General features: G+C 68.2%; 23 protein-coding genes and 3 pseudogenes. 24 read left to right on the top strand and 2 right to left on the bottom strand.

What is annotated here, in order from left to right:
- Positions 1-49: 49 nt before the first annotated feature.
- Both N4G47_RS03645 and N4G47_RS03640 read left to right on the top strand, forming a co-directional pair.
- Positions 50-925, top strand: a complete 876-nt coding sequence (locus tag N4G47_RS03645) for a PhzF family phenazine biosynthesis protein (protein WP_475285265.1) — start codon at positions 50-52, stop codon at positions 923-925.
- 97 nt (positions 926-1022) lie between these two features.
- Positions 1023-1901 carry a PhzF family phenazine biosynthesis protein gene (locus N4G47_RS03640; protein ID WP_475285263.1) on the top strand — a complete coding sequence of 293 codons (879 nt, stop codon included), beginning with the start codon at positions 1023-1025 and terminating at the stop codon, positions 1899-1901.
- Positions 1902-1991: 90 nt separating this feature from the next.
- On the opposite strand, the pseudogene N4G47_RS03635 reads toward N4G47_RS03640, so the two are convergent.
- Positions 1992-2422: pseudogene (locus tag N4G47_RS03635) on the bottom strand (OsmC family protein).
- Positions 2423-2795: 373 nt separating this feature from the next.
- Between N4G47_RS03635 and N4G47_RS03630 the strand changes: the two are divergent.
- The 4 genes from N4G47_RS03630 (at position 2796) to N4G47_RS03615 (ending at position 5057) form a co-directional block, all read left to right on the top strand.
- Positions 2796-3194, top strand: a complete 399-nt coding sequence (locus N4G47_RS03630) for an HU family DNA-binding protein (protein WP_053516661.1) — start codon at positions 2796-2798, stop codon at positions 3192-3194.
- A gap of 285 nt (positions 3195-3479) precedes the next feature.
- A complete protein-coding gene (locus tag N4G47_RS03625) occupies positions 3480-3788 on the top strand; it encodes a DUF3861 family protein (RefSeq protein WP_107230117.1) in 309 nt (102 codons plus the stop codon).
- 56 nt (positions 3789-3844) lie between these two features.
- Positions 3845-4381, top strand: a complete 537-nt coding sequence (locus N4G47_RS03620; protein ID WP_475285260.1) for a hypothetical protein — start codon at positions 3845-3847, stop codon at positions 4379-4381.
- A gap of 79 nt (positions 4382-4460) precedes the next feature.
- Entirely contained in the window at positions 4461-5057 is a 597-nt protein-coding gene (locus N4G47_RS03615; protein WP_249844780.1) for a DUF1439 domain-containing protein, read from the top strand.
- Between the two features lie 152 nt (positions 5058-5209).
- Here N4G47_RS03615 and N4G47_RS03610 read toward each other — a convergent pair whose 3' ends face one another.
- Positions 5210-5677: an SET domain-containing protein gene (locus N4G47_RS03610; RefSeq protein WP_108748844.1), complete on the bottom strand. Its 468-nt coding sequence runs from the start codon at positions 5675-5677 to the stop codon at positions 5210-5212.
- A gap of 210 nt (positions 5678-5887) precedes the next feature.
- Here N4G47_RS03610 and N4G47_RS03605 point away from each other — a divergent pair.
- From N4G47_RS03605 to N4G47_RS03520, 18 genes and pseudogenes are all read left to right on the top strand, one after another.
- Positions 5888-6341: pseudogene (locus tag N4G47_RS03605) on the top strand (SUF system Fe-S cluster assembly regulator).
- Positions 6342-6358: 17 nt separating this feature from the next.
- The gene (gene sufB / locus N4G47_RS03600; protein WP_249844782.1) at positions 6359-7834 is read left to right on the top strand and encodes a Fe-S cluster assembly protein SufB; all 1476 of its coding nucleotides are present in this window, start codon (positions 6359-6361) and stop codon (positions 7832-7834) included.
- 75 nt (positions 7835-7909) lie between these two features.
- Positions 7910-8674: a Fe-S cluster assembly ATPase SufC gene (gene sufC / locus N4G47_RS03595; RefSeq protein WP_249844783.1), complete on the top strand. Its 765-nt coding sequence runs from the start codon at positions 7910-7912 to the stop codon at positions 8672-8674.
- On the top strand, positions 8674-9936 hold the full coding sequence (gene sufD / locus N4G47_RS03590; RefSeq protein WP_475285257.1) for a Fe-S cluster assembly protein SufD: 1263 nt from the start codon (positions 8674-8676) through the stop codon (positions 9934-9936). Before sufC ends, sufD begins: the two co-directional genes overlap by 1 nt.
- Positions 9933-11189 (top strand): cysteine desulfurase, encoded by a 1257-nt coding sequence (locus tag N4G47_RS03585; protein ID WP_475285255.1) that lies wholly within the window; start codon positions 9933-9935, stop codon positions 11187-11189. Before sufD ends, N4G47_RS03585 begins: the two co-directional genes overlap by 4 nt.
- A 608-nt stretch (positions 11190-11797) precedes the next feature.
- Positions 11798-12337 carry a GNAT family N-acetyltransferase gene (locus N4G47_RS03580; RefSeq protein WP_475285253.1) on the top strand — a complete coding sequence of 180 codons (540 nt, stop codon included), beginning with the start codon at positions 11798-11800 and terminating at the stop codon, positions 12335-12337.
- Positions 12334-12666, top strand: a complete 333-nt coding sequence (locus tag N4G47_RS03575) for a non-heme iron oxygenase ferredoxin subunit (RefSeq protein ID WP_475285251.1) — start codon at positions 12334-12336, stop codon at positions 12664-12666. The genes N4G47_RS03580 and N4G47_RS03575 overlap by 4 nt, the downstream gene beginning before the upstream one ends.
- A gap of 175 nt (positions 12667-12841) precedes the next feature.
- Positions 12842-13246 carry a hypothetical protein gene (locus tag N4G47_RS03570; RefSeq protein ID WP_475285249.1) on the top strand — a complete coding sequence of 135 codons (405 nt, stop codon included), beginning with the start codon at positions 12842-12844 and terminating at the stop codon, positions 13244-13246.
- 146 nt (positions 13247-13392) lie between these two features.
- Positions 13393-15681, top strand: coding sequence for a TonB-dependent receptor (locus tag N4G47_RS03565; protein WP_475285247.1), 2289 nt, complete (start codon positions 13393-13395; stop codon positions 15679-15681).
- Positions 15682-15749: 68 nt separating this feature from the next.
- On the top strand, positions 15750-16469 hold the full coding sequence (locus N4G47_RS03560; RefSeq protein WP_475285245.1) for a tetratricopeptide repeat protein: 720 nt from the start codon (positions 15750-15752) through the stop codon (positions 16467-16469).
- 10 nt (positions 16470-16479) lie between these two features.
- A complete protein-coding gene (locus N4G47_RS03555) occupies positions 16480-17157 on the top strand; it encodes a Fe2+-dependent dioxygenase (protein ID WP_475285243.1) in 678 nt (225 codons plus the stop codon).
- Between the two features lie 164 nt (positions 17158-17321).
- Positions 17322-17723, top strand: a complete 402-nt coding sequence (locus N4G47_RS03550; protein WP_475285242.1) for a hypothetical protein — start codon at positions 17322-17324, stop codon at positions 17721-17723.
- A 148-nt stretch (positions 17724-17871) separates the two neighbouring features.
- Positions 17872-20292: a TonB-dependent receptor domain-containing protein gene (locus N4G47_RS03545; protein ID WP_475285240.1), complete on the top strand. Its 2421-nt coding sequence runs from the start codon at positions 17872-17874 to the stop codon at positions 20290-20292.
- A 161-nt stretch (positions 20293-20453) separates the two neighbouring features.
- The gene (locus N4G47_RS03540) at positions 20454-21092 is read left to right on the top strand and encodes a PepSY-associated TM helix domain-containing protein (protein ID WP_475285238.1); all 639 of its coding nucleotides are present in this window, start codon (positions 20454-20456) and stop codon (positions 21090-21092) included.
- 26 nt (positions 21093-21118) lie between these two features.
- Complete coding sequence (locus N4G47_RS03535) at positions 21119-21637, top strand: DUF2271 domain-containing protein (protein WP_099590125.1); 519 nt, start codon at positions 21119-21121, stop codon at positions 21635-21637.
- Between the two features lie 116 nt (positions 21638-21753).
- Positions 21754-22557, top strand: coding sequence for a DUF4198 domain-containing protein (locus tag N4G47_RS03530; protein WP_475285236.1), 804 nt, complete (start codon positions 21754-21756; stop codon positions 22555-22557).
- A gap of 52 nt (positions 22558-22609) precedes the next feature.
- A pseudogene (locus tag N4G47_RS03525) lies at positions 22610-23580 on the top strand (FAD:protein FMN transferase).
- Positions 23577-25181 carry a sulfite reductase subunit alpha gene (locus tag N4G47_RS03520; protein WP_475285234.1) on the top strand — a complete coding sequence of 535 codons (1605 nt, stop codon included), beginning with the start codon at positions 23577-23579 and terminating at the stop codon, positions 25179-25181. Before N4G47_RS03525 ends, N4G47_RS03520 begins: the two are co-directional and overlap by 4 nt.
- The last annotated feature ends 83 nt before the right edge of the window (positions 25182-25264 follow it).

Raw genomic sequence — 25264 nt, 5'->3', positions numbered from 1 at the left:
GCCGCCCGTGGGGGCGGAACCTTCGATTCTAAGCCCAATGGACCCGCCGATGGCCGCCTTCCGTTACCTGCAGCTGGATGTCTTCGCCCCCCACCCCGGCAGCGGCAATCCGCTGGGCGTGGTGCTGGGCGCCGACGCGCTGTCCAGCGCCCGCATGCAGGCGCTCGCTGCCTGGCTGAACCTGTCCGAGACGGTGTTCTTCCTGCACCCCAGCGCCCCGGGCGCCGACTACCACATCCGTATCTTCACCCCGGGCAGCGAGCTGCCGTTTGCCGGGCACCCCAGCGTGGGTGCGGCCTGGGCAGCGGTCACCTGCGGCCTGGCCACCCCGCGCGCGGGCGGCGCGCTGGTCCAGCAGTGCGCCGCCGGCCTGTTGCCGGTGCGGGTGAGGGGTAACGCCGATGCGCCGACCATCGAACTGGCCAGCCCACCGGCGCGCCAGCTGCCGACCGCGCCCGGCGCGGTACCGGAACCGCTGCTGGCCTTGGTCGCCGCCGGCCATCGGCCGGAACTGTGGGACAACGGCCCGCGCTGGTGGCTGCTGCCGCTGCGCGATGCCGCCGCCGTGCGCGGCCTGGCCCCGGACATGGCAGCGCTGCGTGACTGGACCAATGCCACCGGCGCGACCGGCGTTGCCGTGTTCGCCGATGAAGCCGCCACCGACCACAGCCGCGTGGTGCGCGCGTTCTGCCCGGGCGACGCGGTGAACGTACCTGAGGACCCGGTGACCGGCAGCGCCAATGCGCTGATCGGCGCCTGGCTGCGGCAGCGCCATGCCCTGCCCGGCCACGAGGGCCGCTACGTGGCCAGCCAGGGCCGCGAAGTCGGCCGCGATGGCCGCGTGCAGGTGCAGGTTGATGCGCAGGGCAGCGTGTGGATCGGCGGCCAGGTGCAGCCGGTCATCGAAGGCCACATCCACTGGTAGCGCCGGGCCATGCCCGGCGGCATCACCGCGCCGCGATGCGCGCTCGCGGGGCATGGCCCCGCGCTACCATTTCCCCATTTCGCTGGAGCTATCCCTGATGTCCGCACGCCGTTTCCTGCAGCTCGATGTGTTCTCCCCGCGCGCCGGCGCCGGCAATCCGCTGGCCGTGGTGCTGGATGCCGAAGGCCTGGACGATGCCGCGATGCAGGCCATCGCCCGCTGGACGCGGCTGCCCGAGACCACCTTCGTGTTCCCGCCGCAGGCGCCCGGCGCCAGCTACCGGCTGCGCATGTTCAGCCCGCAGAAGGAAGTGCCGTTTGCCGGCCATCCCAGCGTCGGCACCGCGCATGCGGTGCTCAAGGCGGGCCTGGCGGTGCCGGTGGACGGTGTGCTGGTGCAGGACGGCATCGCCGGCGCGCTGCCGCTGCGCGTCAGTGGCGAAGGCGGCCAGCAGCGCATCGCCATCCGCACCCCGCGCGCGCAGCTGGCCGAGACCGCCGAGGCCAGCGATCCGCGGCTGCAGGCGGCGCTGAAGGGCTGGCCGCTGGGCCCGCTGCCACCGGCACGCATGCAGGGCGGCCGCAGCTGGTGGGTGGTGCAGGTGGCCGATGAAGCGGCATTGCGCGCGCTGCGCCCGGACTGGGACGCGGTGGCCTCGCTGGCCGAATCGACCGACAGCATGGGCGTGTTCGCCTATGCCTTCTGCGATGGCCGTGAGGGCTTCGACCTGGCGGTACGCGCCTTCGTCGGCAATGGACGCCGCTTCGAGGACGCCGCCTCGGGCGCCGCCAACGCCGTGCTGGCCGCGTGGCTGGACCTGCGCGATGCGCTGCCGCGTGGCCGTGCACCGTTCGAAGTCAGTCAGGGCCGCGAGGTCGGCCATGATGCGCGCCTGACGCTGCGGGTCGACGAGGACGGAGAGGTCTGGTCGGGCGGCCAGGTGCAGACGGTGATTACCGGCACCCTTGATTGGTGATTGCTGCTGGAGGGTAGAGCCGGCCGCTGGCCGGCTGCCACCTTGGCTTCAGCATCGTGCGATTGCCGGCCAGCGGCCGGCACTACCCGCTCAGCCCAGCTCGGCTTCCAGGCTGATCGGCACCGCGCTCAGTGCCTTGGACACCGGGCAGTTCTGCTTGGCGTCATCGGCGATGGCACGGAACGCGGCCGCGTCGATGCCCGGCACCACCGCTTTCACCTTCAGCCGGATCTGCGACAGTTGCGGCCCCCTTCCAGCGACAGATCGACCCTGGCCTCGGTATCCAGCGAGGTCGGGGTGAACCCGGCTTCGCCGAGCTTGGCCGACAGCGCCATGGTGAAGCAGCCGGCGTGCGCGGCGGCGATCAGCTCTTCGGGATTGGTGCCCTTTTCCTCACCGAAACGACTGTTGAAGCCGTAGCGGGTCTTGTCCAGCAGGCCACTCTGCGGCGTGCTCAACTGGCCCTTTCCCGACTTCAGATCGCCTTCCCAGTGCGCGGTGGCGTGTCGTGAGATTCCCATTCGTGCGGCTCCTGCGTGGTGGTGATGAACGCTCACCCTCGCACGCGGCGCGTTAGCCCTGCGTCGCTCCGCCGCAGCCAGAGCGTCCGCCGCGCGCGCTGCGGATGGACGTCTGCTCGCCAGGCCGTCACGCATTTTTCCCTTGATTTCAGTGGTTTCGCGCATTTCACCCTGCTCCGGGCTGCCGCCACCGGGCATGCCCGAGCGCCCCCATCCCCCACCACCGGCCATGTACTGAATCGGCCTGGATATGAAAAAACATGCACTTTCCGCACTTCGGGCTATTGGCGGCGCCCGAGAGTTGCCCTACATTGCGCTTGCCGACGGGGTTCGGCGCCGACCAAACAACCAACCGTTCACGGAACAGGAAACCATGGCAAAGACCGCTAAGAAGGCTGCCCCGAAGAAGGCAGTGAAGAAAGTCGCGACGAAGGCAGCCGCCAAGCCGGCCGCTCCGAAGCCGATCAAGGAAGTGCTGACCAAGTCGGGCCTGGTTGCACACATCGCTGAAGCGTCCGGCGTTGTCGCCAAGGACGTCCGCGCGGTGCTGGCCTCGCTGGAAGGCGCAGTCGCCTCCTCGGTGCACAAGAAGGGCGCTGGCTCCTTCACCCTGCCGGGCCTGCTGAAGATCACCACCGTCAATGTGCCGGCCAAGCCGAAGCGCAAGGGCATCAACCCGTTCACCAAGGAAGAGCAGTGGTTCGCCGCCAAGCCGGCCACCACCAAGCTGAAGGTGCGCCCGCTGAAGAAGCTGAAGGACGCCGCGCTGTAAGCGCGTACCCTTCTGCTGGTTCGCGACGGGACGGCCTTGGCCGTCCCGTTTTTTGCCCGCGCCACGGCTGCGCGGAACCCCGCCGCGCGTGGCTCCATCGGCCGCAACACAGCGTTTCCCGGCCTGCGTCATCCCCTGTGCAGGCCCGCCACTGTTGGCCGCGCCCCACCTGCCGCAGCGGCGGAACGTACCGGGTGGAACACTGCGTGCAGCGCCGGCCGTCGCCGCCGGCCGCGTGCTTGCCTATGGTGGGCACATCCTCCACAGCTACGGCGAGCATCCCCCATGGCCAGCCCCTCCACCCGCTACCGCATCTCGGTGACGCCCATCGAAAAGGACGGGGTGCAGTGCACCGGGCGCTGCACCATCGAACTGGAGCATCGCGCCAGCCGCGACCTGATGCGCCTGCTGGAAGCCGCACCGCGCACGGCCGGGCTGGGCGGCGACGAACGCGCCACCCTGGTGATCGCGGCACAGCTGCTGCGCGACATCGTGCAGCGCCACGCCGGCAGCGAAGGCCACGCACTGGCCGCCGTTGCCGCGCAGACGCTGGCCGCGCTGGACGCGCTGGAGCAACTGCCCTCCTCGCGCTGACGGCCAGGGAATCGATACACTGCCGCCTTCCAGGTTGCCTCGGGGAGGAGGCAGGCATGTACCGCCAACTGCTGCTGGTCGTCCCCCTGTTGCTGCTGGGCTGTTCCCGGCCCGCCACGACACAGGACCCTGCGGGCAAACCTGCCACCGCTACCGACGCGGGCAGCGCCACGGCGCGCGCAGAAGCCGATCTGCCCGCGCTGCAGACGCCGGCCGTCGCGCCGTTGTTCGCCGCCGTCGATGCCGATGCCGAGCCACCGGCCGCGCTGCTGGACCGCTACGTGATGGCGCTGCTCAACCGCGACCGTGCCACCGCCGACGCCGCCTGGACGTTCCCTCCCAGCGACGACGCCCGTGCCGACGATGCCGCGCTGCGCCAGCTGGAGGGCGTGCGCAGCATGCGCCTGAGCACCGAACTGCCGATCGCCCGCGATGGCCAGCAGCCACCACGGCTGCTGGAAGTTCCCGTGCAGGTGCGCGCCCTCACCGCCAACGGCACCTTCCGCTTCGGCGGCTGGTACCGCGTGCAGCCCAGCGCCGATGGGCGCGCCTGGCAGATCCAGTCGGCGCAACTGCGGCCATCGCTGGACTGAACCGTTGCAACGGCATGCACGCACGATTCAGCCAGCAGGACTACTCTGTCCTTCATCCATTCCGCCATCGGTCACCACCATGCGCCTGCGTTCCCTGATGACCCGCCTCGCCGCGTCCACCGTACTGATCGCCGCGGCGATCGGCGCGCAGGCGGCGCCCTCGATTTCCGGCCGCGAACTGTCGGTCGGCGCCAGCGATGTGCAGCAGTACCTCGACGGCAGCTTCCCGCGCACCCAGGATGCGTTGGGTGGGCTGATCGCGCTGACCATGAGCCACCCGCAACTGAGCCTGCCGGCTGGCGAACGCTTGAACCTGGGCATGGACGTGGCGCTGGCCACCGCTGGCGGCAATCCGGCCAAGCTCGGCACGGTCAAGCTCAGCAGCGGCCTGCGCTACGACGCGCAGACCCAGGGCTTCCACCTGCAGCAGCCGAGCGTGGATGACTTCACCCCGGCCAACCAGGGCGGCCGCCTTGATTCGCGCACCCGCGGCCTGCTCAACGCATGGCTGAGCGACTACGCCCAGCGCGAACCGATCTACAAGCTGGACCCGGCCGTGGCCGGGGTGCTGGGCGCCCTGCAGGTGCAGTCGGCGCAGGTCAAGAACGGCAAGCTGGTGGTGACCTTCAACCAGAACCTGGGCAACCTGGTGCCGGCTGGCATCCTCGGCAAATGAGGTAGCGCCAGGCCATTTGTAGAGTCGAGCCACGCTCGACGGCCCATTGCTCGTAGAGTCGAGCTCGCTCGACTGCCCTTTGCTCGTAGAGTCGAGCTTGCTCGACTGCCCTTTGCTCGTAGAGTCGAGCAAGCTCGACTCTACGATTCCTGTCAGCGCTTGGGCTGCAGCATGGTGCCGGTGCACTTGGGCGAGCCGCAACGGCACTCCCAGATCTTCTTCAGCTTCGCGGTGTGGCGCTCGGCCAGCACGATGCCGTAGTTGTAGGTCAGCTCTTCGCCGGCCTTGATATCGCGCAGCGCCTCGATGAACACCTTGTCGCCGCGGCTGTCACCGTCCTCGTCCTCCTCGATCACCGCCTCGCAGTTCGGGTCGCAGCTGTGGTTGATCCAGCGCGCATCGTTGCCCTTGTAGTTGGCATCGATGACCCAGTCGTCATTGAGGGTGAACAGGAAGGTATGACCACTTTCGACATCGCCGCTGTCATCGGCATCGACGTCGCCGTGGCTGCGCAGCAGGCCCTTGTACTGGATCACGCGCTCGCCCTGCTTGATCGGGGCCACGGCGAACACGCCGTTGCCATGGATGGCGGACTTGCGGGCTTGGATCTTCTTCGGCATCGGCACGGGCTGTTTGCAGCGAAAGGAAGGGGGATTCTCGCCCATTCCGGGTGATTGCGAAAATCACCCCGGTAGCGCAGCATGGCGCCCCCGGCAACGGCCCCGGTGTGTGCTCCCGGCCAGGCCCCAGCGCCGGCTGAATACCCGGGTTGGATGGCGGCGAAGAAAAGCGTACAATTTCAGTCCGCTTTAAGAACCACTCGCATCCCCATGTTGCGCGTCACCAAGCTCACCGATTACGCCACCGTCGTACTGACCGTGCTCGCCGCCCGCCCGGGCGAGGTGCTCAGTGCCACCGAACTGGCTGAATTCACCGGTCTGGAACCGCCCACCGTCAGCAAGGTGCTCAAGCCGCTGGCCCAGGCCGGCCTGGTCGAGGGCCTGCGCGGCGTGCGTGGCGGCTACCGCCTGACCCGCCCGGCCCTCGAGATCTCGCTGTTTGAAGTGGTCGAAGCGATGGAAGGGCCGCTGGCCCTGACCGAATGCAGCCACGACCACCACCAGTGCGGCATGGCGCCCAAGTGCGGCGCGCGCAGCAGCTGGCGGCTGATCAACGATGTGGTATCCGAGGCCCTGCGCGATGTCAGCCTGGCCCAGATCCTGCCCCCTTCCCCTTGTCGATGACGAACAGCGCCGCACCATCGCTGTCGACGTCGTCTCCTGATCCGTAGGCAGCCCCCCATGGCCACCGAAACCATCGAAAACGTCGCCCACGACGACGCCCCCAACCGCGAGATCCACGAGCAGCTCGGCCGCAAGTATTCGGCCGGCTTCATCACCGAGATCGAATCGGACTCGCTTCCGGCCGGCCTGGACGAGGACACCATCCGTGCCCTGTCGGCCAAGAAGGAAGAGCCGGAGTGGATGACGCAGTGGCGCCTGGACGCCTACCGCCACTTCCTGACCATGCCGATGCCGGACTGGGCCAAGCTGGAGATCGCGCCGATCGACCTGCAGGCGCTCAGCTACTACTCCGCGCCGAAGGGCCCGAAGTACGCCTCGCTGGACGACGTGCCCAAGGAACTGCTCGACACCTACGACAAGCTGGGCGTGCCGCTGCATGAGCGCGCCAAGCTGGCCGGGGTGGCGGTGGATGCGGTGTTCGACTCGGTCTCCGTCGGCACCACCTTCCGCAAGGAGCTGGCCGAGAAGGGCGTGATCTTCTGCTCGATGTCCGAGGCCATCAAGGAGCACCCCGAACTGGTGCGCCAGTACCTGGGCACCGTGGTGCCGGTCGGCGACAACTACTTCGCCGCGCTCAACTCGGCGGTGTTCTCCGACGGCAGCTTCGTGTTCATTCCCAAGGGCGTGCGCTGCCCGATGGAACTGAGCACCTACTTCCGCATCAACGCCGGCCACACCGGCCAGTTCGAGCGCACCCTGATCGTGTGCGAGGACAAGGCCTACGTGTCCTATCTGGAAGGCTGCACCGCGCCGATGCGCGATGAGAACCAGCTGCATGCGGCGGTGGTGGAACTGGTCGCGCTGGAAGATGCCGAGATCAAGTACTCCACCGTGCAGAACTGGTACCCGGGCGACGAGAACGGCGTGGGCGGCATCTACAACTTCGTCACCAAGCGTGCCGAATGCCGTGGCGCGCGCAGCAAGGTCACCTGGACCCAGGTCGAGACCGGTTCGGCCATCACCTGGAAGTACCCGTCGTGCGTGCTGCTGGGCGACGATTCGGTGGGCGAATTCCACTCGGTGGCACTGACCCACCACCGCCAGCAGGCCGACACCGGCACCAAGATGATCCACGTCGGCAAGCGCACCAAGAGCAAGATCGTCAGCAAGGGCATCAGCGCCGGCCGCGGCCAGAACACCTACCGTGGCCTGGTCAAGGTGGACCGCAATGCCGATGGCGCGCGCAACTACACCCAGTGCGATTCGCTGCTGATCGGCAAGCAGTGCGGTGCCCACACCTTCCCCTACATCGAGGTGAAGAACCCCGGCGCCACCGTCGAGCACGAGGCCACCACCTCCAAGATTTCCGACGACCAGCTGTTCTACTGCCGCGCCCGTGGCATCAGCCAGGAAGACGCGGTGTCGATGATCGTCGACGGCTTCTGCAAGCAGGTGTTCCGCGAACTGCCGATGGAATTCGCGGTGGAAGCCAAGAAGCTGCTGGAAGTCTCGCTGGAAGGTTCGGTGGGCTGATCGCCCGCCCCCTGCCCCCTCGCAAACGCATTCTCTTTACCGGCGGGCCACGGCCCGCCCCACGGAACCCCCACCATGCTGAAGATCGAAAACCTCCACGCCCGCATCGGCGACAAGGAAATCCTCAAGGGCCTGTCGCTGGACGTGAAGCCCGGCCAGGTGCACGCCATCATGGGCCCCAACGGCGCCGGCAAGTCCACCCTGGGCAATGTCCTGGCCGGCCGTGACGGCTATGAAGTGACCGAAGGCAGCGTGCAGTTCGAAGGCAAGGACCTGCTCGACCAGGACCCGGAAGCGCGCGCCGCCGCCGGCCTGTTCCTGGCGTTCCAGTACCCGGTGGAAATCCCGGGCGTGAACAACACCTACTTCCTGCGTGCCGCACTCAACGCGCAGCGCAAGGCGCGTGGCGAAGACGAACTGGATTCCATGCAGTTCCTCAAGCTGGTACGCCAGAAGCTGGCCGTGCTGCACCTGAAGGACGAGCTGCTGCACCGTGGCGTCAACGAGGGCTTCTCCGGTGGCGAGAAGAAGCGCAACGAGATCTTCCAGCTGGCTGTGCTGGAGCCGAAGCTGGCGATCCTGGACGAGACCGATTCGGGCCTGGACATCGACGCGCTGAAGAGCGTGGCCGACGGCGTCAACGCACTGCGTGCCGCCGACCGCTCGTTCCTGGTCATCACCCATTACCAGCGCCTGCTGGACTACATCAAGCCGGACGTAGTGCACGTGCTGGCCGATGGCCGCATCGTCAAGACCGGCGGCCCGGAACTGGCGCTGGAACTGGAAGCGCACGGCTACGATTTCCTCAAGGATCGCGTGGTGCGCGAGGCGGCGGTCTGATGAGCGCGCTGCTCGACTCGATGGCCCAGGCCTTCTGCGGCAGCGATGCGCGCCGTGAAGTGCTCGACGCGGCCCTGCGTGACGGCCTGCCGGCCGCCCGCAACGAAGCCTGGAAGTACACCTCGCTGCGCCAGCTGGAGCGCCGTGCGTTCGCCGCCGCACCGCTGGCCCCGCCGGCACTGGATGCCGCGCTGCTGGAGGACATCCCGGCGCCGCGCCTGGTGTTCGTCAACGGCCGCCTGGATGCTGCGCTGAGCGATGTGCAGGCACTGCCGGCCGGCGTGCAGTTGCAGCCGCTGTCGGCTGCGCTGGCGGCTGGCGAGGATGCCGTGCATTTCCTTGGTCGCCGCTACGAGCGCAGTGAGGAGATCTTCGCGCGCCTCAACGCCGCACTGGCCGATGAAGGCGTGGTGCTGCGTGTCGACGAAGACGTGCAGGTCGAATCGCCGCTGCAACTGGTGTTCGCCAGCGTCGCCGGTGATACCGATCTGGCCTGGCACCACCGCCACCTGATCGAACTGCGTGCCGGCGCCAGCCTGGGCGTGGTCGAACACCGCTTCAGCGTGGGCGATTCGGCGCACCTGGACAACACCGTGCTGCACGCCCATGTCGCCCGCGATGCCGTGCTCAAGCATGCCCGCGTGCAGGCCGGCAGCGCGCGCCAGACCAGCTTCCTGCGTACCGACGCGGTGCTGGCACGCGATGCCCAGTACCACCGTGTGGACCTGGAACTGGGCGCCGCGCTCAGCCGCCATGAACTGAACGTGCGCCTGGAAGGCGACAACGCCCAGCTGACCGCCAATGGCGTGCTGCTCGGCACTGGCCGCCGCCACGTCGAGACCCGCCTGGGTATCGATCACATCGCCCGCGATACCAGCTGCGAACTGCTGTGGCGCGGCGTCGCCGCCAACCGCAGCCGCGTGGTGTTCCATGGTGGCATCCAGATCCGCGAAGGCGCCGACGGCACCGATGCGAACCTGTCCAACAAGAACCTGCTGCTGTCGGCAGACGCCGAGATCGATACCCAGCCGACGCTGGTGATCGACGCCGATGAAGTGAAGGCCGCCCATGGCGCCACCGTCGGCCAGCTCGATGCCAATGCGCTGTTCTACCTGCGTTCGCGTGGCCTGCCGCAGGCCCAGGCGCAGGCGCTGCTGAGCGCCGCGTTCTGCCACGAACCGCTGAAGGTGCTGCCCGACGCGCTGCGCGAGCAGCTGGCACGCCGCCTGGACAAGGCCCTGGCCGAGGCGGGTGTGGCATGAACCTGTCCACCCCGCGCCCGATCGAAACCCCCAGCGGCGCCCTCGACTGGGACCGCGTCCGCCTCGACTTCCCGCTGCTGATGCGCGAAGTGCACGGCAAGCCGCTGGTCTATTTCGACAATGCCAACACCGGCCAGAAGCCGGTGCAGGTGATCGGCGCGGTGGACGAGTTCTACCGCCGCTACAACGCCAACGTCAGCCGCGCGGTGCATGCGCTGGGCAGCGAAGCCACCGACGCCTACGAAGGTGCACGCAACAAGCTGGCGCGTTTCCTCAACGTGCGCCCCAGCGACCTGGTGCTGTGCAGCGGCACCACCTTCGCCATCAACCTGGTGGCGTATTCGTGGGCCCTGCCACGGTTGAAGGCCGGTGACGTGATCCTGGTCTCACGCATGGAGCACCACGCCAACATCGTGCCGTGGCAGCTGGTCGCGCAGCGCACCGGCGCCACCATCCGCGTGGCCGAGATCACCCCCGATGGCGCGCTGGACCTGGATGCGCTGCGTGCGGCGATGACCCCCGAGGTCAAGCTGCTGGCGGTCACCCATGTGTCCAATGTGCTGGGTACGGTCAACCCGGTGCGCGAGATCTGCCGTGAAGCGCGCAAGCGCGGCATCATCACCGTGGTCGATGGCTCGCAGGCAGTGCCGCACCGCAAGGTCGACGTCGCCGCGATCGGCTGCGACTTCTACGCCATCACCGGCCACAAGATGTGCGGCCCGACCGGTACCGGTGCGCTGTGGGCGCGTCGCGAGCACCTGGACGCGATGCCGCCGTTCCTCGGCGGTGGCGAGATGATCAAGGAAGTCAGCTTCGACGGCACCGTATTCAACGATGCCCCGCACAAGTTCGAAGCCGGCACCCCGAACATCGCCGGCTTCATCGGCCTGGGCGTGGCCGCCGACTACCTGCAGCAGCTGGGCCAGGACAACGTGGAAGCGCGCGAAGCCGAACTGCTTGCGCATTTCACCGAAGAACTGCGCCGCGTTGACGGCCTGCGCATCATCGGCGAAGCGCCGGAGAAGGCGGCGGTGGTCTCGTTCCTGATCGACGGCGCGCATGCGCACGATCTGGCCACCCTGCTCGACCTGGAAGGCGTGGCCGTGCGCTCGGGCCAGCACTGCGCGCACCCGTTGCTGCAGTACTTCGGGGTGGCGGCAACCTGCCGTGCCTCGCTGGCGTTCTACAACACCCACGCCGAGATCGAGCGCTTCATGACCGCGCTGACCAAGGTACGCAAGCTGCTGGGGTGAGATTCCCCGGCCAGCCGGACGCATCGAGAACGCCGCGGGAAACCGCGGCGTTTTTCATGGCGGCGCCAACGGCAGGATCGAAGACACGCAGAGCTCCGCAGGCCATTGCCCAAGATGCCCCTTGCCGAAAGGGAAAACGGGCCGGCCCGCCGCTACGATTCCGGTAAGTTCAACCGCCTGCTCCGGCGGCAGCACCAGGATGGGAATTCCATTCACCCACACGCCCTCAGCCGCCCATGGGTCCTGTACCGGCGGCCCGGGATGCAGCGCAGACATTTCAAAACCATCAACGTAGGCCCCCGCACGCGCACCAATCTCCCGTGATAGCGCATGGGATCGGCCCGCAGCGCCTCCAGCGTGACCGGCAACGCACGGGACGGACTGAAACCCGGGCACCCCAGGCCGTTGGGCGCCATGCCGCCGCCGTCCAGATGCACCGGCAGACGTACCAGAGCCATCATCATCCCCGCGGTCAACACCAGCGCGATTCCCTGCGACGCGTCCACGCCATGGCCCTGTATGTCAATTGCTGAAGCGCGAGCATACCGTTGCCGGAACTGCCGGGGTGCCCCATTTGCGCCCGCCCCCACCCCACCTAGAATGGGCCGATGAGCACCCTGACCTTCCGCGCCGCCACGTCGGCCGACATCCCCGCCCTGATCACCCTGGTCACCTCGGCCTACCGAGGCGACGCCAGCCGCGTCGGCTGGACCACCGAAGCCGACCTGCTGGACGGCGCCCGCATCGACGCCGCAGGCATCCAGGGCGACCTCGACCGCCCGCGCTCCACCATCCTGCTGGCCGAACGCGAGGGCCAACTGGTGGCCTGCGCCCATGTCGCCGATGTCGACGGCAAGGGCTACTTCGGCATGTTCTCGGTCGACCCGGCCCAGCAGGGCGGCGGCGTCGGCAAGCAGCTGATGGACGCGGCCGAAGCGCACGCCGCGCGCGCGTGGAACGTGCCGGTGATGCAGATGACGGTCATCGACGTGCGCGACGAACTGATCGCCTTCTACGAACGCCGCGGCTACCGCCGCACCGGCATCAAGAAGCCGTTCCCGTACGGCGACGAACGCTTCGGCATCCCCAAGCGCGACGACCTGCGCTTCGAGATCCTGGAAAAGCCGCTGGCCGGAGCCGCTGCGTGAGCGATACCTGGACCTTCGTCTGTGCCGGCAGCGAGCTGCTGCCGGGTGAAATGAAGAGCGTGTTCGACGAAGTGACCGGCACCCCGATCGTGGTGTTCAACCTCGACGGCGAGCTGTATGCACTGGAGGACCAGTGCACGCATGAAGAGTTCGAGCTGTCCTCCGGCGAGTTCAACACCACCGAAGGCAGCGTGGAGTGTGTGCTGCACGGCGCGCGCTTCGACGTGCGCGATGGCCGCGCCCTGTGCGCCCCGGCCTATACCCCGGTGCCCAAGTTCCCGGTCAAGCGCGAGCACGACGCAGTCTGGACGCGCGACGACCGCGATTGAGGCCGCGCCCCTGGCCGTGGGCATCCACCCGTGGGGTGGATCCACAGCAGCGCCGTGAGGGCCTTCCCAGGGCGTTTCGGGGCCACCCCGGCGGCCCGCCACATTCCGTACATGCGAATCATTATCGTTGATGTTATTCTACGTAACATCTTCGTAACGACTCCGCCCCTGCGCCATGGCTTCGCCCGCGCCCACCGCCACGTTGTGCCAGCTCGCCCGCCACGGGTGGCCGCTGCTCGTGGCCGGGTTGCTGACGCTGCTGCTGGGCTGGTCGGCACTGCACGAAGGACGTGGCAGCAACCCGGCCGCGCGCGGTTGGCAGGCACACGCGGACGTTCTGCTGCAGGCCATGCCGCTGCCGGACTCGCCGGCCGATGACTGCCCGCAGCACGCCGCGCCGGCCCCCGAGCCGCCGCTCGATGGCGAGGCCGGTACGCCCTGCACCGGCACACCGTCGCCGCGCGCCATCCTGGTCGCGCACATTCCGCTGTGGCGTTCTGACGCCCTGCGTTGGCAGCTGCACGATCCTGCGCTGCGCTTGAACCCCGGCCACGCACCGCCCGCACCGCACGCCAGCTGAGGCGCCCTGCGGCTGTTGCCGTGCGCCTGAAGTCGTTCACCGCGTAGCCGAGCATCGGCTCGGCTCTACAGCACCCGTCTCCTGCCTGCCGCCACGCCTGCGTGCCGGTCCGCGCCCTTTCCCGATCCAAGCCACCACCCACCGCCATGACCCATATCAAGACCCGCAAGTACGCCCCGCGCGTTTCCCTGCTCGCCTCGGCTACCCTGGCCGCCGGCTTCGCACCGCTGGCCGCACAGGCCGCCGACGGCGCCGCCTCCGGCGCCAACAAGGCCACCGACCTGGACAAGGTGCAGGTGCGCGGCAGCTGGTTCAATCCGTCCTCGCCGAAGTTCACCGCTGAACTGCTGGACACCCCGAAGTCGGTGTCGATCGTGTCTGAGAAGCTGATTGCCGAAACCGGTGCAACCAACCTGCAGGATGCGCTGCGCATGGTGCCGGGCATCACCTTCGGCGCCGGCGAAGGCGGCAACCCGACCGGCGACCGCCCGTTCATCCGTGGCTTCGATTCGCAGAGCAACGTGTTCGTCGACGGCCTGCGCGACGTCGGCTCGCAGACCCGCGAAATCTTCGATCTGGAGCAGGTGGAAGTGGTCAAGGGCCCGAGCTCGGCCTACGGCGGCCGTGACTCCGGTGGCGGCAGCCTGAACCTGGTGAGCAAGACGCCGAAGCTGAAGAACGAGACCAGCGCCAGCATGGGCATCGGCACCGACAGTTACGCGCGCGGCACCGTCGACGCCAACTATGTGCTGGGCGACGGCATCGCCGCCCGCCTGAACCTGATGAAACACGAGTCGGACATCGCCGGCCGTGATGCAGCCAACGTCAGCCGCTGGGGCATCGCGCCGTCGATCGCGTTCGGCCTGAACGGCCCGGCGCAGCTGATCGCCAGCCACTACCACATGCAGAGCGATGACCTGCCCGATGCCGGTGGTTTCCCGTACGGCAACCCGGGCGGTGCGCCGGTCTCGAAGTGGGTCGACGGCCGCCCGATGGTGCCCGACCGCAACAACTACTACGGCCTGGTCGACCGTGACTTCCAGCGCACCCGCGCCGACATCAGCACGCTGGATGCCAGCTACGACTTCGGTGGCCACAAGCTGCGCAACATCGCGCGCCTGGGCAACACCAGCAACGACTACCTGTGGACCCAGCCGGACGACAGCCAGGGCAACCCGAACAACTACGGCACCTTGTGGCGCCGTACCAACAGCCGCGCGGTCGACGTCAAGAGCTTCGCCGACCAGCTGGGCCTGACCGGTGCCTTCCAGACCGGCGCGCTCAAGCACAGCTACAGCGCGGGTGTGGAGTACAGCGACGAGAAGATGACCCGCGGCAGCTACCTGATGACCCCGGGCACCAGCAACCCGCTGACCGGCAACAGCAAGTGCCCGACCACCGGCGCGGCCACCGGCTACAACTGCACCAGCTTCACCAACCCGAACCCGAACGATCCGTGGGCGTCCACCCACTCGGTGTACCGCAGCGACAAGGCGCTGGACGTCGAACAGCGCACCAAGACCAAGTCGGCCTACCTGTTCGACACCCTCGAGCTCAACGCACAGTGGAGCTTCAACGTCGGCCTGCGTTACGACGACTACAGCACCACCCTGACCACCCCGGTGGCGGGCAAGGCCCCGACCCGCGTGCGCAATGACAACGACTTCCTGAACTACCAGGCCGGCGTCGTGTTCAAGCCGGCGGCCAACGGCAGCATCTACCTGTCCTGGGGCACCTCCTCGACCCCGCCGGGCATGGACGGTGGCGACGGCTCGGACGGCCTGAGCGCAGCGGTGGCCGACCTCAAGCCGCAGGACACCAAGAACCTGGAACTGGGTACCAAGTGGGACCTGCTGGACAACCGCCTGAACCTGACCGCGGCGATCTTCCACACCGTGATGAACAACGCACGCGTGACCGTGGACAACGGCACCAGCCAGAACGCGGGCAAGAAGGAGATCAACGGCTTCGAGCTGGGCTTCAACGGCCAGCTGACCGATGCCTGGAGCCTGTACGGCGGCTACACCTACCTGGACTCGGAACTGAAGGACAACGGCTTTGTGTGCGCCGTGTCGGGCCGTACCTGCCCGTCCAACGTGTACGTGCCCTCGCCGTACAACGGCAACGTGTTCCCGAACACCGCCAAGCACAGCGCCAACCTGTGGACCACCTACCGCTTCCCGATCGGCCTGACCGTCGGCGCCGGTGCGTTCTACTCGGACAAGCAGTACGGTGATGTGGCCAACACCAAGTGGATCGCCAGCTACACCCGCTTCGACGCGATGGCCAGCTACGCGATCCAGGACAACATCAGCCTGCAGCTGAACGTGCAGAACCTGACCGACAAGACCTATTTCACCAAGGCCTATGCCTCGCACTACGCGAGCATCGCCCCGGGTCGCTCGGCCACCCTGGCACTGAACGTGAAGTTCTGATCCAGCGTTGCTCCACCACGGCGGCAGGATCTCCTGCCGCCGTTTTTGTTTCCGGCGATACTCACTCCATGGCTACCCGTACTCCCATCGACAGCGATGCCCTGGCCGAGCTGCTGCAGCACGACCCGGCCGCCGCGTTCGCGCACGTTCGCGATGCTGCGCAGGCCGGTCAGGTCGATGCACAACTGCTGCTTGCGCAGATGCACATGGAAGGCAAAGGCACCCCACAGGACGCCTCGGCCGCATTGCTCTGGTACGAAACGGCCGCCAACAATGGCGCGCCGATGGCGGCGAACATGCTCGGCCGCTGCCATGAACTGGGCCAGGGCACTGTCGCTGACCCGACGCTGGCCGCGGTCTGGTACCGGCGCGCGGCCGACACCGGCCTGGACTGGGGCCTGTACAACCTGGCCAACCTGCTGGCCACCGGCCGCGGCGTGCCACAGGACCGCGCGCAGGCGCTGGCGCTGTACACCCGCGCCGCGCACCTGGGTCACGCCAAATCGATGAACCTGCTGGCGCGCCACCTGGAAGACGGGCTGGAGATCGAGCGCGATCCGCAGGCGGCGCTGGGCTGGTACCGGCGTGCGGCCGAGACCGGCGATTTCCGCGGCCAGGCCAACTATGCCTCGATCCTGCTGCAGGCCGGCCAGGTCGACCAGGCCGTGCACTGGCTGCAGCTGGCGCTGGCCCACGGCAGCCCGGCGTTCATGGCGCACATCGTGCCGGAGCTGGCGGCGTCCCCGCATCCGCAGGTGCGCGCGCTGGTCGCGCCGCCGTCCCACTGAGGAGTTCCGCATGCTGCTGCACATCCCCGACATCCTCAGCGCCGCGCAGGTGGCCGAGTTCCGCCGCCACCTCGACGCCGCCGACTGGACCGATGGCCGCGAGACGGTTGGCCATCTGGGCGCCCAGGCCAAGCACAACCAGCAGCTGCCGGAAGCCTCGCCGCTGCGCCGCGAGCTGGGCGAGATCATTCTCGTCGCGCTGGCCCGGCACCCGCTGTTCTTCAGCGCGGCGCTGCCACTGAAGTACCTGCCGCCGCGCTTCAACCGCTACACCGGCGGTGGCACCTACGGCTTCCATGTCGATGGCGCGGTGATGAACCTGGGCAACGGCGAACAGCTGCGATCGGACATCTCCTGCACCCTGTTCCTGTCCGATCCGGACGAGTACGAGGGCGGCGAGCTGATCATCAGCGACACCTACGGCGAGCATGAAGTGAAGCTGCCGGCCGGCGACCTGATCGTGTACCCGTCCAGCAGCCTGCACCAGGTGCGGCCGGTCACCGACGGCGCCCGCGTGGCCTCGTTCTTCTGGGTGCAGAGCATGATCCGCGATGACGTGCAGCGGCGCCTGCTGTGGGAAATGGACAGCTCGATCGAGCGCCTGCGCCAGACCGGCGGCGACGCCGAGGCGGTGCTGCAGCTGACCGGCGTGTACCACAACCTGCTGCGGCGCTGGAGCGAGGTCTGAGCCGTTTGCGGCCGCCCCGCGATCTTTTGGCAATCATTCTCATTTGCAACAGCTAACGGCTCTCATTACAATCACGCCCCGTTGATGCCGGCCGCTGCCGGCGACCGTCCGGGGATTCCTGCTTGCTGCGCCCGCTCCGCCCTCGCCCATTGATCCATCGCAAGATGGGCACCGCCATGCGCGGTCAGCGTCCCGCGCTGGCCAGCCTGCTGGCGTGGGTGGCGATGCTGGTGCTGCTGCTGGGCACCCTGCCGCTGCTGCCGCATCCGGCCACAGCGATGGCCGTGCAGGTCCCGCTGGAAGAACGTGGTGGCGAAGGCCCGTTGCAGGAAGAGGCCCCGGCCAAACTGCGCCGCTGCGCCTCCACCCCGGTGAAAGTGGCCGAGAAGGCGCCGCCGCCGCTGTTGCTGGCCAGCCAGTGGCTGCGTACCGAACTTGAACTCGTACCCGCCACGCCGGCCATGCCCGGCGTGCGCCCGGACTGGCCGCTGGCCGCTCCGGACACGCCCTGGGCCGATGCGCCCGGGCGTCGCCAGCAACGCGGCCAGGCGCCGCCGCTCGCCTGATCCACGGCCCGACGTGACCGCCTGCGCGGTCGCGTGCACACGCCGCTGCCTGTTTCATCCCTGCCGCCCCTGACCGGGCTTTCCCTGCCCTGCCGTGCGCGCTCCGCACCCGGCATCGCGCTGCCTTACATCCTTCGAGGTATCTGCCATGGCCCAGCGCCATCGTGTCCGTTCGTCCCTGTCCCGCCCCCTGCTGACCAGCGCCGTGCTGGCGGCGATGGCGGCCCCTGCTCTCGCCCATGCAGAGATCGCCGGCGCCCCGCAGACGCTGGACAAGGTGGTGGTCACCGCCTCCGGCTTCGAACAGAAGGTGATCGACGCACCGGCCAGTATCAGCGTGGTCAGCCGCGAGGAACTGAGCAAGCGCCCGTACACCAACCTGGTCGACGCGCTGCGCGATGTCGAAGGCATCGACGTCGGCCTGGAAGCCACCGACAAGAACGGTCGCGCCACCATCTCGATGCGCGGCCTGCCCTCCGAATACACTCTGGTGCTGATCGACGGCCGCCGCCAGAGCAACGTCGGCCAGCTGTACCCGAACAACTTCGGTGGCGGCCAGTTCGCCTACCTGCCGCCGCTGGACGCGATCGAGCGCATCGAAGTGGTGCGCGGCCCGATGTCCACGCTGTACGGCTCGGACGCCATGGGCGGCGTCATCAACATCATCACCCGCCGCAACCAGGACAGCTGGCACGGCGCGCTCACCCAGGGCTTCACCGTCCAGCAGGACGACCAGTTCGGCGATGCACGCACCACCGACCTGTACCTCAGCGGCCCGCTGCTGAAGGATCGCCTGAGCCTGGCGGTGCGCGGCAGCTACTACGATGCCAAGGCATCGAACCCGGAATGGGATGCACTGACTCTGCCCGACGGCACGCTGTGGGAGCGCAGCATCGGCTTCGGTGGCGGCGGCAAGTCGGTGGCCAACACCAACTGGAACACCGGCGTGCGCCTGGACTTCCACGTCAACGATGACCACGAACTGTGGCTGGACTACGACGTCTCGCGGCAGAAGTACGACAACAGCGAAGGCCAGACCGGCACCCTGGACAGCCTGGCCAGCCTGTGGCGCGTCGGCAACGCCGTCATCCCCAATCCGAACGGCAACGGCACGGTCACCCGCCGCGTGGTGCAGCCGCGCGTGGGCTACACCGCCTACCAGCGCTACGAGCGCGACCAGCTGTCGCTGACCCACCAGGGCCGCTACAGCTTCGGCACCTGGCAGACCTCGCTGACCCACAGCAAGAGCAGCAACCTGGGCCGCTCGCTGCCGCTGACCCTGGACGAGCGCGCCAACCTGCAGACGCTGTGGAACGACGTGTGCCGCCGCACCGGCGCGGCCGACAACTGCGCGGCCGGCCGTGGCAATGCGCTGACCGCGCTCAATCCCAGCGAAATGGCGCGCCTGCAGGCGTTCCTGCCGCGTCCGCTGCGCACCATGGAACTGGAAGGCTATGTGCTCGACACGATGCTCGACCTCGACTTCGGCGCGCACACGCTCACCGTCGGCGGTCAGTACAACGACACCGACATGATCGACGGCGTGTTCGGCATGGACGGCGCCGGCTACCGCAGCAACACCAAACAGAAGCACCGCATGTGGGCGCTGTTCGCCGAGGACAACTGGGCGCTGACCGACACCCTCACCGCCACCTTCGGCCTGCGCTACGACGACCACAACATCTTCGGCAGCCATCTCAGCCCGCGCGGCTACCTGGTGTGGAACGCCAGCGATGCGTGGACCTTCAAGGGTGGCGTCAGCACCGGCTACAAGACCCCGCGCCCGGACCAGCTGTTCCCGGGCATCACCGGCTTCGGTGGCCAGGGCGTGCTGCCGCTGGTGGGCTCGCCCAACCTGAAGCCGGAAACCAGCACCAACTACGAGCTGGCCGCCTACTACGAAGGCCAGCGCTGGGGCTTCAACGTCACCGGTTTCATCAACAAGTTCGAGGACAAGATCGCCAGCGGCGGCACCTTCCCGAACTGCGAAGTGGCGCCGGCCGGCAGCGGTTACTGCGTGGACATCGGCCCGGGCTGGGCCGCGCTGGGCTACAGCACCTTCACCCAGAGCGTGAATATCGAAAAGGCCGAGACCCGTGGTGCCGAACTGGCTGGCCACGTCGACCTGCTCGACAACCTGCAGCTGCGCGGCAACTACACCTGGACCAAGAGTGAGCAGACCAGCGGCCCGCAGAAGGGACTGCCGATCACCGGTACCACCCCGGCCAAGCACATGGCCAACGCCAGCCTGAACTGGCAGCTCAACGAGGCCATCAGCCTGTCGCTGATCGGCGAGGGCCGCTACGACCGCTACCGCGACACGCTGCTGGACGCCAACGGCGCCAGCCAGACCCGCTACTACGAGGACTACACGATCTTCCATCTCGGTGGCAGCTGGAAGGCCACGCCCTGGCTGACGGTGAACGCACGGGTCAACAACCTGTTCGACAAGGACTTCGTCTCGCAGTCGTGCCTGCTGATCAGCCAGAGCGAGTTCAACTGCGTGGACGACTATGCGACCAAGGACCAGCGCCGCAGCTACTGGATCTCGCTCAACGCGAAGTTCTGACCACGTTCTGGTAGTGCCGGCCGCTGGCCGGCATTGCGGGTTTGCCGGCCAGCGGCCGGCACTACCCGGGCTCTCCTTCACGGGATACAGAAAGATACGCAATTGCGAGCTATTCTCATCAATGATGTAATGGGCAGTCCCCGTCCGCCTCGAACCGTGCCGTGAGCCGTCCCGCCTCCTCCACCGTGCAGCAGCAACAGAGCCGTGGCTTCTGGCTGCGGACGCTGCACCAGTGGCACTGGATCAGCTCGGCGGTCTGCCTGATCGGCATGCTGCTGTTCGCGGTGACCGGCCTGACCCTCAACCACGCGGCGAAGATCGAGGCCACGCCCCAGGTGCAGAACCAGCACCTGGAACTGCCGCCCGAACTGCTCGGCCAGCTCGGCACGCGCGAGGACGGCAACGCACCGATCCCGCGCCCGGCGCGGCAATGGCTGGATGCACAGCTGGGCATCGCCATCGGCGGCCGCCCCGCCGAGTGGTCGGCCGAGGAGATCTACCTGTCGCTGCCACGCCCCGGCGGCGACGCCTGGCTGAGCATCGATCGCGAAACCGGCGCGGTGGAGTACGAATCGACCTCGCGCGGCGTGGTGTCCTACCTCAACGACCTGCACAAGGGCCGCAACGCGGGTCCGGCGTGGGGCTGGTTCCTGGACCTGTTCGCCGTGGCCTGCCTGGTGTTCTGCATCACCGGCCTGTTCCTGCTGCATCTGCATGCGCGGCAGCGGCGCATGACCTGGCCGCTGGTCGGCCTGGGCCTGATGATCCCGCTGCTGATCGCCCTGCTGCTGATCCACTGACTTTCCCTCGTTCCCGGAGCCGCCCCATGCGCGTCACCCTGACCATCGCCCTCAGCGGCCTGCTGGCCACCTCGCCGGCCTATGCCGCCACCCTCGACATCAACGTCGAAGTGCCCAAGCTCAACGTGGCCGAATACCACCGCCCGTATGTGGCGGTGTGGCTGGAAGGCGCCGACCAGAAGGTCGCGGCCAACCTGTCGGTCTGGTATCAGCAGACCAGCAACAGTGAAGGCCACGGCACCAAGTGGCTGCCCGACCTGCGCCAGTGGTGGCGCAAGAGCGGCCGCACCCTGCAGGTGCCGGTGGACGGCGTGACCGGCCCGACCCGCCCGGCCGGCAAGCACGCGCTGTCGTTCAACGACAAGCAGCCGGCGCTGAAGCAGCTGGCACCGGGCAACTACACCCTGGTGGTGGAAGCGGTGCGCGAAGTCGGCGGCCGCGAACTGCTGAAGATCCCCTTCACCTGGCCGGCCACCGCCGCGCAGAACGGCAAGGCGCAGGGCGCCACCGAACTGGGCCAGGTCACCCTCGCCGTAAAGCCGTAACTGCCTGAGCCGGGGTCAGAGCCCTTTCCGTTGGAAAGGGATCCGACCCCGGGGTCGGATCCTTTCCGCAGGAAGGGCTCTGACCCCACCCACCCAACGTCCCTGGAGTCTTCCGCATGAAGCGCACGCTCGTCCTCGCCGCCGCCCTGGCCGCTGCCCTTCCTTTCTCCGCCCTGGCCCACAAGGCCTGGCTGCTGCCCTCGCAGACCGTGATCGCCGGTAACGCGCCGTGGATCACCGTCGACGGTGCGGTCTCCAACGACCTGTTCTACTTCAACCATGTGCCGCTGCGCCTGGAATCGCTGGTAATCACCGCGCCGGACGGCAGCAGCGTGCAGCCGCAGAACGCGGCCACCGGCAAGTACCGCAGCGTGTTCGACCTGGAACTGAAGCAGCCGGGCACCTACCGCATCGCGTCGGTGAATGACGGCCTGTTCGCCACCTACGAACAGAACGGCGAGCGCAAGCGCTGGCGCGGTACCGCCGCCACCTTCGGCGAACTGCCCAAGGACGCGAAGAAGCTGGAAGTGAGCCAGTCGGTTGGCCGCGTGGAGACCTTCGTCACCAACGGTGCGCCGAACGCCACCGCGCTGAAGCCGACCAACCGCGGCATCGAGCTGATCGCCGTGGGCCATCCGAACGACCTGTTCGCCGGCGAGGAAGCGACCTTCCGCGTGCTGGTCGATGGCAAGCCGACCGCTGGCCTGGAGTTCGAGATCGTGCGTGGCGCCACCCGCTACCGCAACGCGCAGGACGAGCTGAAGCTGACCAGCGACGCCAAGGGCGAGATCAAGGTGACCTGGCCGGAAGCCGGCATGTACTGGCTGGAAACCGGCACCGAAGACAACAAGACCTCGGTCAAGCAGGCTGCCAAGCGTCGCCTGAGCTACGTGGCCACGCTGGAAGTGCTGCCGCAGTAACGTGGATCGCGATGCCGGGCAGGCCCCGGCATCGCGCCCGCACCGCCCCGCCATGACCGATTCCCTGCACGACATCGCCCGCCTCGGTGGCACCACCATGGGCACCACCTGGAGCGTGTCGCTGGTCGCACCGCGCCAGCGCGACCTGCACCCGCTGCACGCCGGCATCCAGGCGCGACTGGATGAGGTGGTCGCGCAGATGAGTACGTGGGAGGCCGGCTCGGACCTCAGCCGCTTCAATCTGGCCGCCGCCGGCCAGTGGTGCATGCTGCCGGCCGAGACGCGCCGGGTGCTGGCCTGCGCACAGGCCATCGCCGCCGCCAGTGACGGCGCCTTCGATCCCACCGTCGGTCCGCTGGTTGCACTGTGGGGCTTCGGTGCGCATGCCGGTGAACGCCGCCAGCCCGATACCGCGTCTTTGCAGGCCACGCGTGATCGCTGCGGTTGGCAGCGCCTGCAATGGCAGGGCGATGCGCTGCTGCAACCGGGTGGAGTGGAACTGGATCTCTCTGCGATCGCCAAGGGCTTCGGCGTCGATCACGTGGCGGCGTGGCTACGCAGCCAAGGCATCACTGCCGCGTTGATCGAAGTCGGTGGCGAACTGGCCGGTTACGGCCGCAAGCCGGACGGCCAGCCCTGGCGCGTGCTGGTGGAATCGGCGCCGGAAGAAGACGCACACACCGGAACACCCCGCGGGTGCTGGCGTTGGATGGCAAAGCGGTCGCCACCTCCGGTGATCGCTGGCACCAGTACCAGGCCGATGGCCAGGCTTACAGCCACAGCCTCGACCCGCGCACCGGCATGCCGGTTCGCCAGGTCGCCGCCGCGGTAACCGTGGTGGCCGACGACGCGATGCACGCCGATGCCTGGGCCACCGCCTTGACCGTGCTCGGCCACGATCAGGGCCTGGCGCTGGCCGAGCGCGAAGGCCTGGCCGTGCGTTACCTGCAACGGGCCGTCGACGGCCCGCGCGAGTTCCTCAGCAGCGCCTTCCAGCGCCTGCTCGACGAGCAGGACGCATGAGCGCACGGCCGTCGCGCGCACTGCTCGGCAACACGCTTGTACTGATCGCGCTGGCGGTGATCGGCTGGGCGCTGCTGCGCCTGCACCTCGGCGAATCCTGGTGGCAGGGCGCGCCGCCGGGACGGCAGCAGTTGATCGCCGCGGCCGCGTCCACGCTGTATGCGCTGGCCTGCGCCGCACTGTGGTGGCGTGGGCGCCCGCGCGACGACGCTGCATCCGGCGATACGCGGCCGCTGCTGCTGGTCTGGTCCAGCCAGACCGGCTTTGCCCGCGAACTGGCCGAACGCAGTGCCGAGGCATTGCGTGGTGCCGGCGTGCCGGTGCGTGTGCGCGGTCTGCATGAGGTGGACGCCGCACTGCTGGCCGACAGCCAGCGTGCATTGTTCATCGCCAGCACCACTGGCGAAGGCGACCCACCCGATCATGCGCTGCCGTTCCTGCGCGGGGTGATGGCCGCGCCGCCTTCGCTGCAGCACCTGCAGTACGGCGTGCTGGCACTGGGCGACCGCAGCTACGGCCACTTCTGTGGGTTCGGCCATCAGCTTGACCAGTGGCTGCGCCAGCACGGTGCGCATCCGCTGTTCGACGCGATCGAAGTCGACAACGCCGACCCGGCCGCACTGCGCCACTGGCAGCAGCTGCTCGGGCAGCTCGGCGGCGGCGCCAGCGAGCTGCCCGACTGGAGCCCGGCCGAGTACCAGCCATGGACGCTGCAGCAGCGCGCGCATCTGAATCCCGGCAGCCCGGGCGGCGCGGTGTACTGGCTGCGCCTGCAACCGCCGGGCACTGCCGATGTGCAGTGGCAGGCCGGTGACATCGCCGAGATCGGTCCACAGCACGCACGGGACAGCGCGCGCGCGTGGCTGGTCGCGCAGGGATTCGATGCCGATACCGTGCTGGAAGATGGACAGACACTGCTGGCCCGCGTCGAACGCTCGCACCTGCCCTCGCTGGTTCCTCCCGGAGATCTATCGGCATTGCTGGCGACGCTGCAGCCGCTGCCGCATCGCGAATACTCGATCGCCTCGGTGATGGCCGACGGCGCGCTGGAACTGCTGCTGCGGCGCCAGCTGCGCAGCGATGGCACGCCCGGCATCGGCAGCGGCTGGCTGTGCGACCACGCCGTGATCGGCGAGGCGGTACAGCTGCGCCTGCGCCGCAATGACAATTTCCATGGCGTGGCGCCCGACGTGCCACTGCTGCTGATCGGCAACGGCACCGGCATCGCCGGCCTGCGAGCCCATCTGCACGAACGTGCCCGCAGTGGCGCGCGCCGTACCTGGCTGCTGTTCGGCGAGCGCACCGCAGCGCACGACTTCCACTTCGGTGAAGAACTGCAGGCGATGCAGGCCGACGGCACGCTGGCGCGATTGGACGCGGTGTTCAGCCGCGACGGTGGCGCGCACCGTTACGTGCAGGACCGGTTGCTGACCGAGGCGGCGACGCTGCGGCAATGGGTGGATGAAGGCGCGACGATCCTGGTCTGCGGCAGCCTGCAGGGCATGGCCCCGGCGGTGGATGCAGTGATCGAGCAGGTGCTGGGAGCGGAGGGCAAGGAAGCGTTGCTGCTGGCCGGGCGTTACCGGCGGGATGTGTATTGAGGTCGCCGCATCCACTCATGGCGTGGATCTACTGTAGAGCCGAGCCATGCTCGGCTGGCCGCGCCCACCGGCGCCAACGAATC

It is taken from the genome of Stenotrophomonas sp. GSD10, from assembly GCF_056172695.1.
Note: the sequence above shows the minus strand (reverse complement) of the source record. Positions and strands in the feature narration are given on the sequence as shown.

What these genes read in the sequence shown, in the direction of transcription:
- N4G47_RS03580 (WP_475285253.1), top strand. Translation starts at nt 11,798, where the DNA reads ATGAGCACCCTGACCTTCCGCGCCGCCACGTCGGCCGACATCCCCGCC.
- N4G47_RS03610 (WP_108748844.1), bottom strand. Translation starts at nt 5,677, where the DNA reads ATGCCGAAGAAGATCCAAGCCCGCAAGTCCGCCATCCATGGCAACGGC.
- N4G47_RS03520 (WP_475285234.1), top strand. Translation starts at nt 23,577, where the DNA reads ATGAGCGCACGGCCGTCGCGCGCACTGCTCGGCAACACGCTTGTACTG.
- sufD (WP_475285257.1), top strand. Translation starts at nt 8,674, where the DNA reads ATGAGCGCGCTGCTCGACTCGATGGCCCAGGCCTTCTGCGGCAGCGAT.
- N4G47_RS03545 (WP_475285240.1), top strand. Translation starts at nt 17,872, where the DNA reads ATGGCCCAGCGCCATCGTGTCCGTTCGTCCCTGTCCCGCCCCCTGCTG.
- N4G47_RS03550 (WP_475285242.1), top strand. Translation starts at nt 17,322, where the DNA reads ATGGGCACCGCCATGCGCGGTCAGCGTCCCGCGCTGGCCAGCCTGCTG.
- N4G47_RS03645 (WP_475285265.1), top strand. Translation starts at nt 50, where the DNA reads ATGGCCGCCTTCCGTTACCTGCAGCTGGATGTCTTCGCCCCCCACCCC.
- N4G47_RS03585 (WP_475285255.1), top strand. Translation starts at nt 9,933, where the DNA reads ATGAACCTGTCCACCCCGCGCCCGATCGAAACCCCCAGCGGCGCCCTC.
- N4G47_RS03625 (WP_107230117.1), top strand. Translation starts at nt 3,480, where the DNA reads ATGGCCAGCCCCTCCACCCGCTACCGCATCTCGGTGACGCCCATCGAA.
- sufB (WP_249844782.1), top strand. Translation starts at nt 6,359, where the DNA reads ATGGCCACCGAAACCATCGAAAACGTCGCCCACGACGACGCCCCCAAC.
- N4G47_RS03555 (WP_475285243.1), top strand. Translation starts at nt 16,480, where the DNA reads ATGCTGCTGCACATCCCCGACATCCTCAGCGCCGCGCAGGTGGCCGAG.
- N4G47_RS03530 (WP_475285236.1), top strand. Translation starts at nt 21,754, where the DNA reads ATGAAGCGCACGCTCGTCCTCGCCGCCGCCCTGGCCGCTGCCCTTCCT.
- N4G47_RS03640 (WP_475285263.1), top strand. Translation starts at nt 1,023, where the DNA reads ATGTCCGCACGCCGTTTCCTGCAGCTCGATGTGTTCTCCCCGCGCGCC.
- N4G47_RS03535 (WP_099590125.1), top strand. Translation starts at nt 21,119, where the DNA reads ATGCGCGTCACCCTGACCATCGCCCTCAGCGGCCTGCTGGCCACCTCG.
- N4G47_RS03570 (WP_475285249.1), top strand. Translation starts at nt 12,842, where the DNA reads ATGGCTTCGCCCGCGCCCACCGCCACGTTGTGCCAGCTCGCCCGCCAC.
- N4G47_RS03615 (WP_249844780.1), top strand. Translation starts at nt 4,461, where the DNA reads ATGCGCCTGCGTTCCCTGATGACCCGCCTCGCCGCGTCCACCGTACTG.
- N4G47_RS03565 (WP_475285247.1), top strand. Translation starts at nt 13,393, where the DNA reads ATGACCCATATCAAGACCCGCAAGTACGCCCCGCGCGTTTCCCTGCTC.
- sufC (WP_249844783.1), top strand. Translation starts at nt 7,910, where the DNA reads ATGCTGAAGATCGAAAACCTCCACGCCCGCATCGGCGACAAGGAAATC.
- N4G47_RS03630 (WP_053516661.1), top strand. Translation starts at nt 2,796, where the DNA reads ATGGCAAAGACCGCTAAGAAGGCTGCCCCGAAGAAGGCAGTGAAGAAA.
- N4G47_RS03620 (WP_475285260.1), top strand. Translation starts at nt 3,845, where the DNA reads ATGTACCGCCAACTGCTGCTGGTCGTCCCCCTGTTGCTGCTGGGCTGT.
- N4G47_RS03560 (WP_475285245.1), top strand. Translation starts at nt 15,750, where the DNA reads ATGGCTACCCGTACTCCCATCGACAGCGATGCCCTGGCCGAGCTGCTG.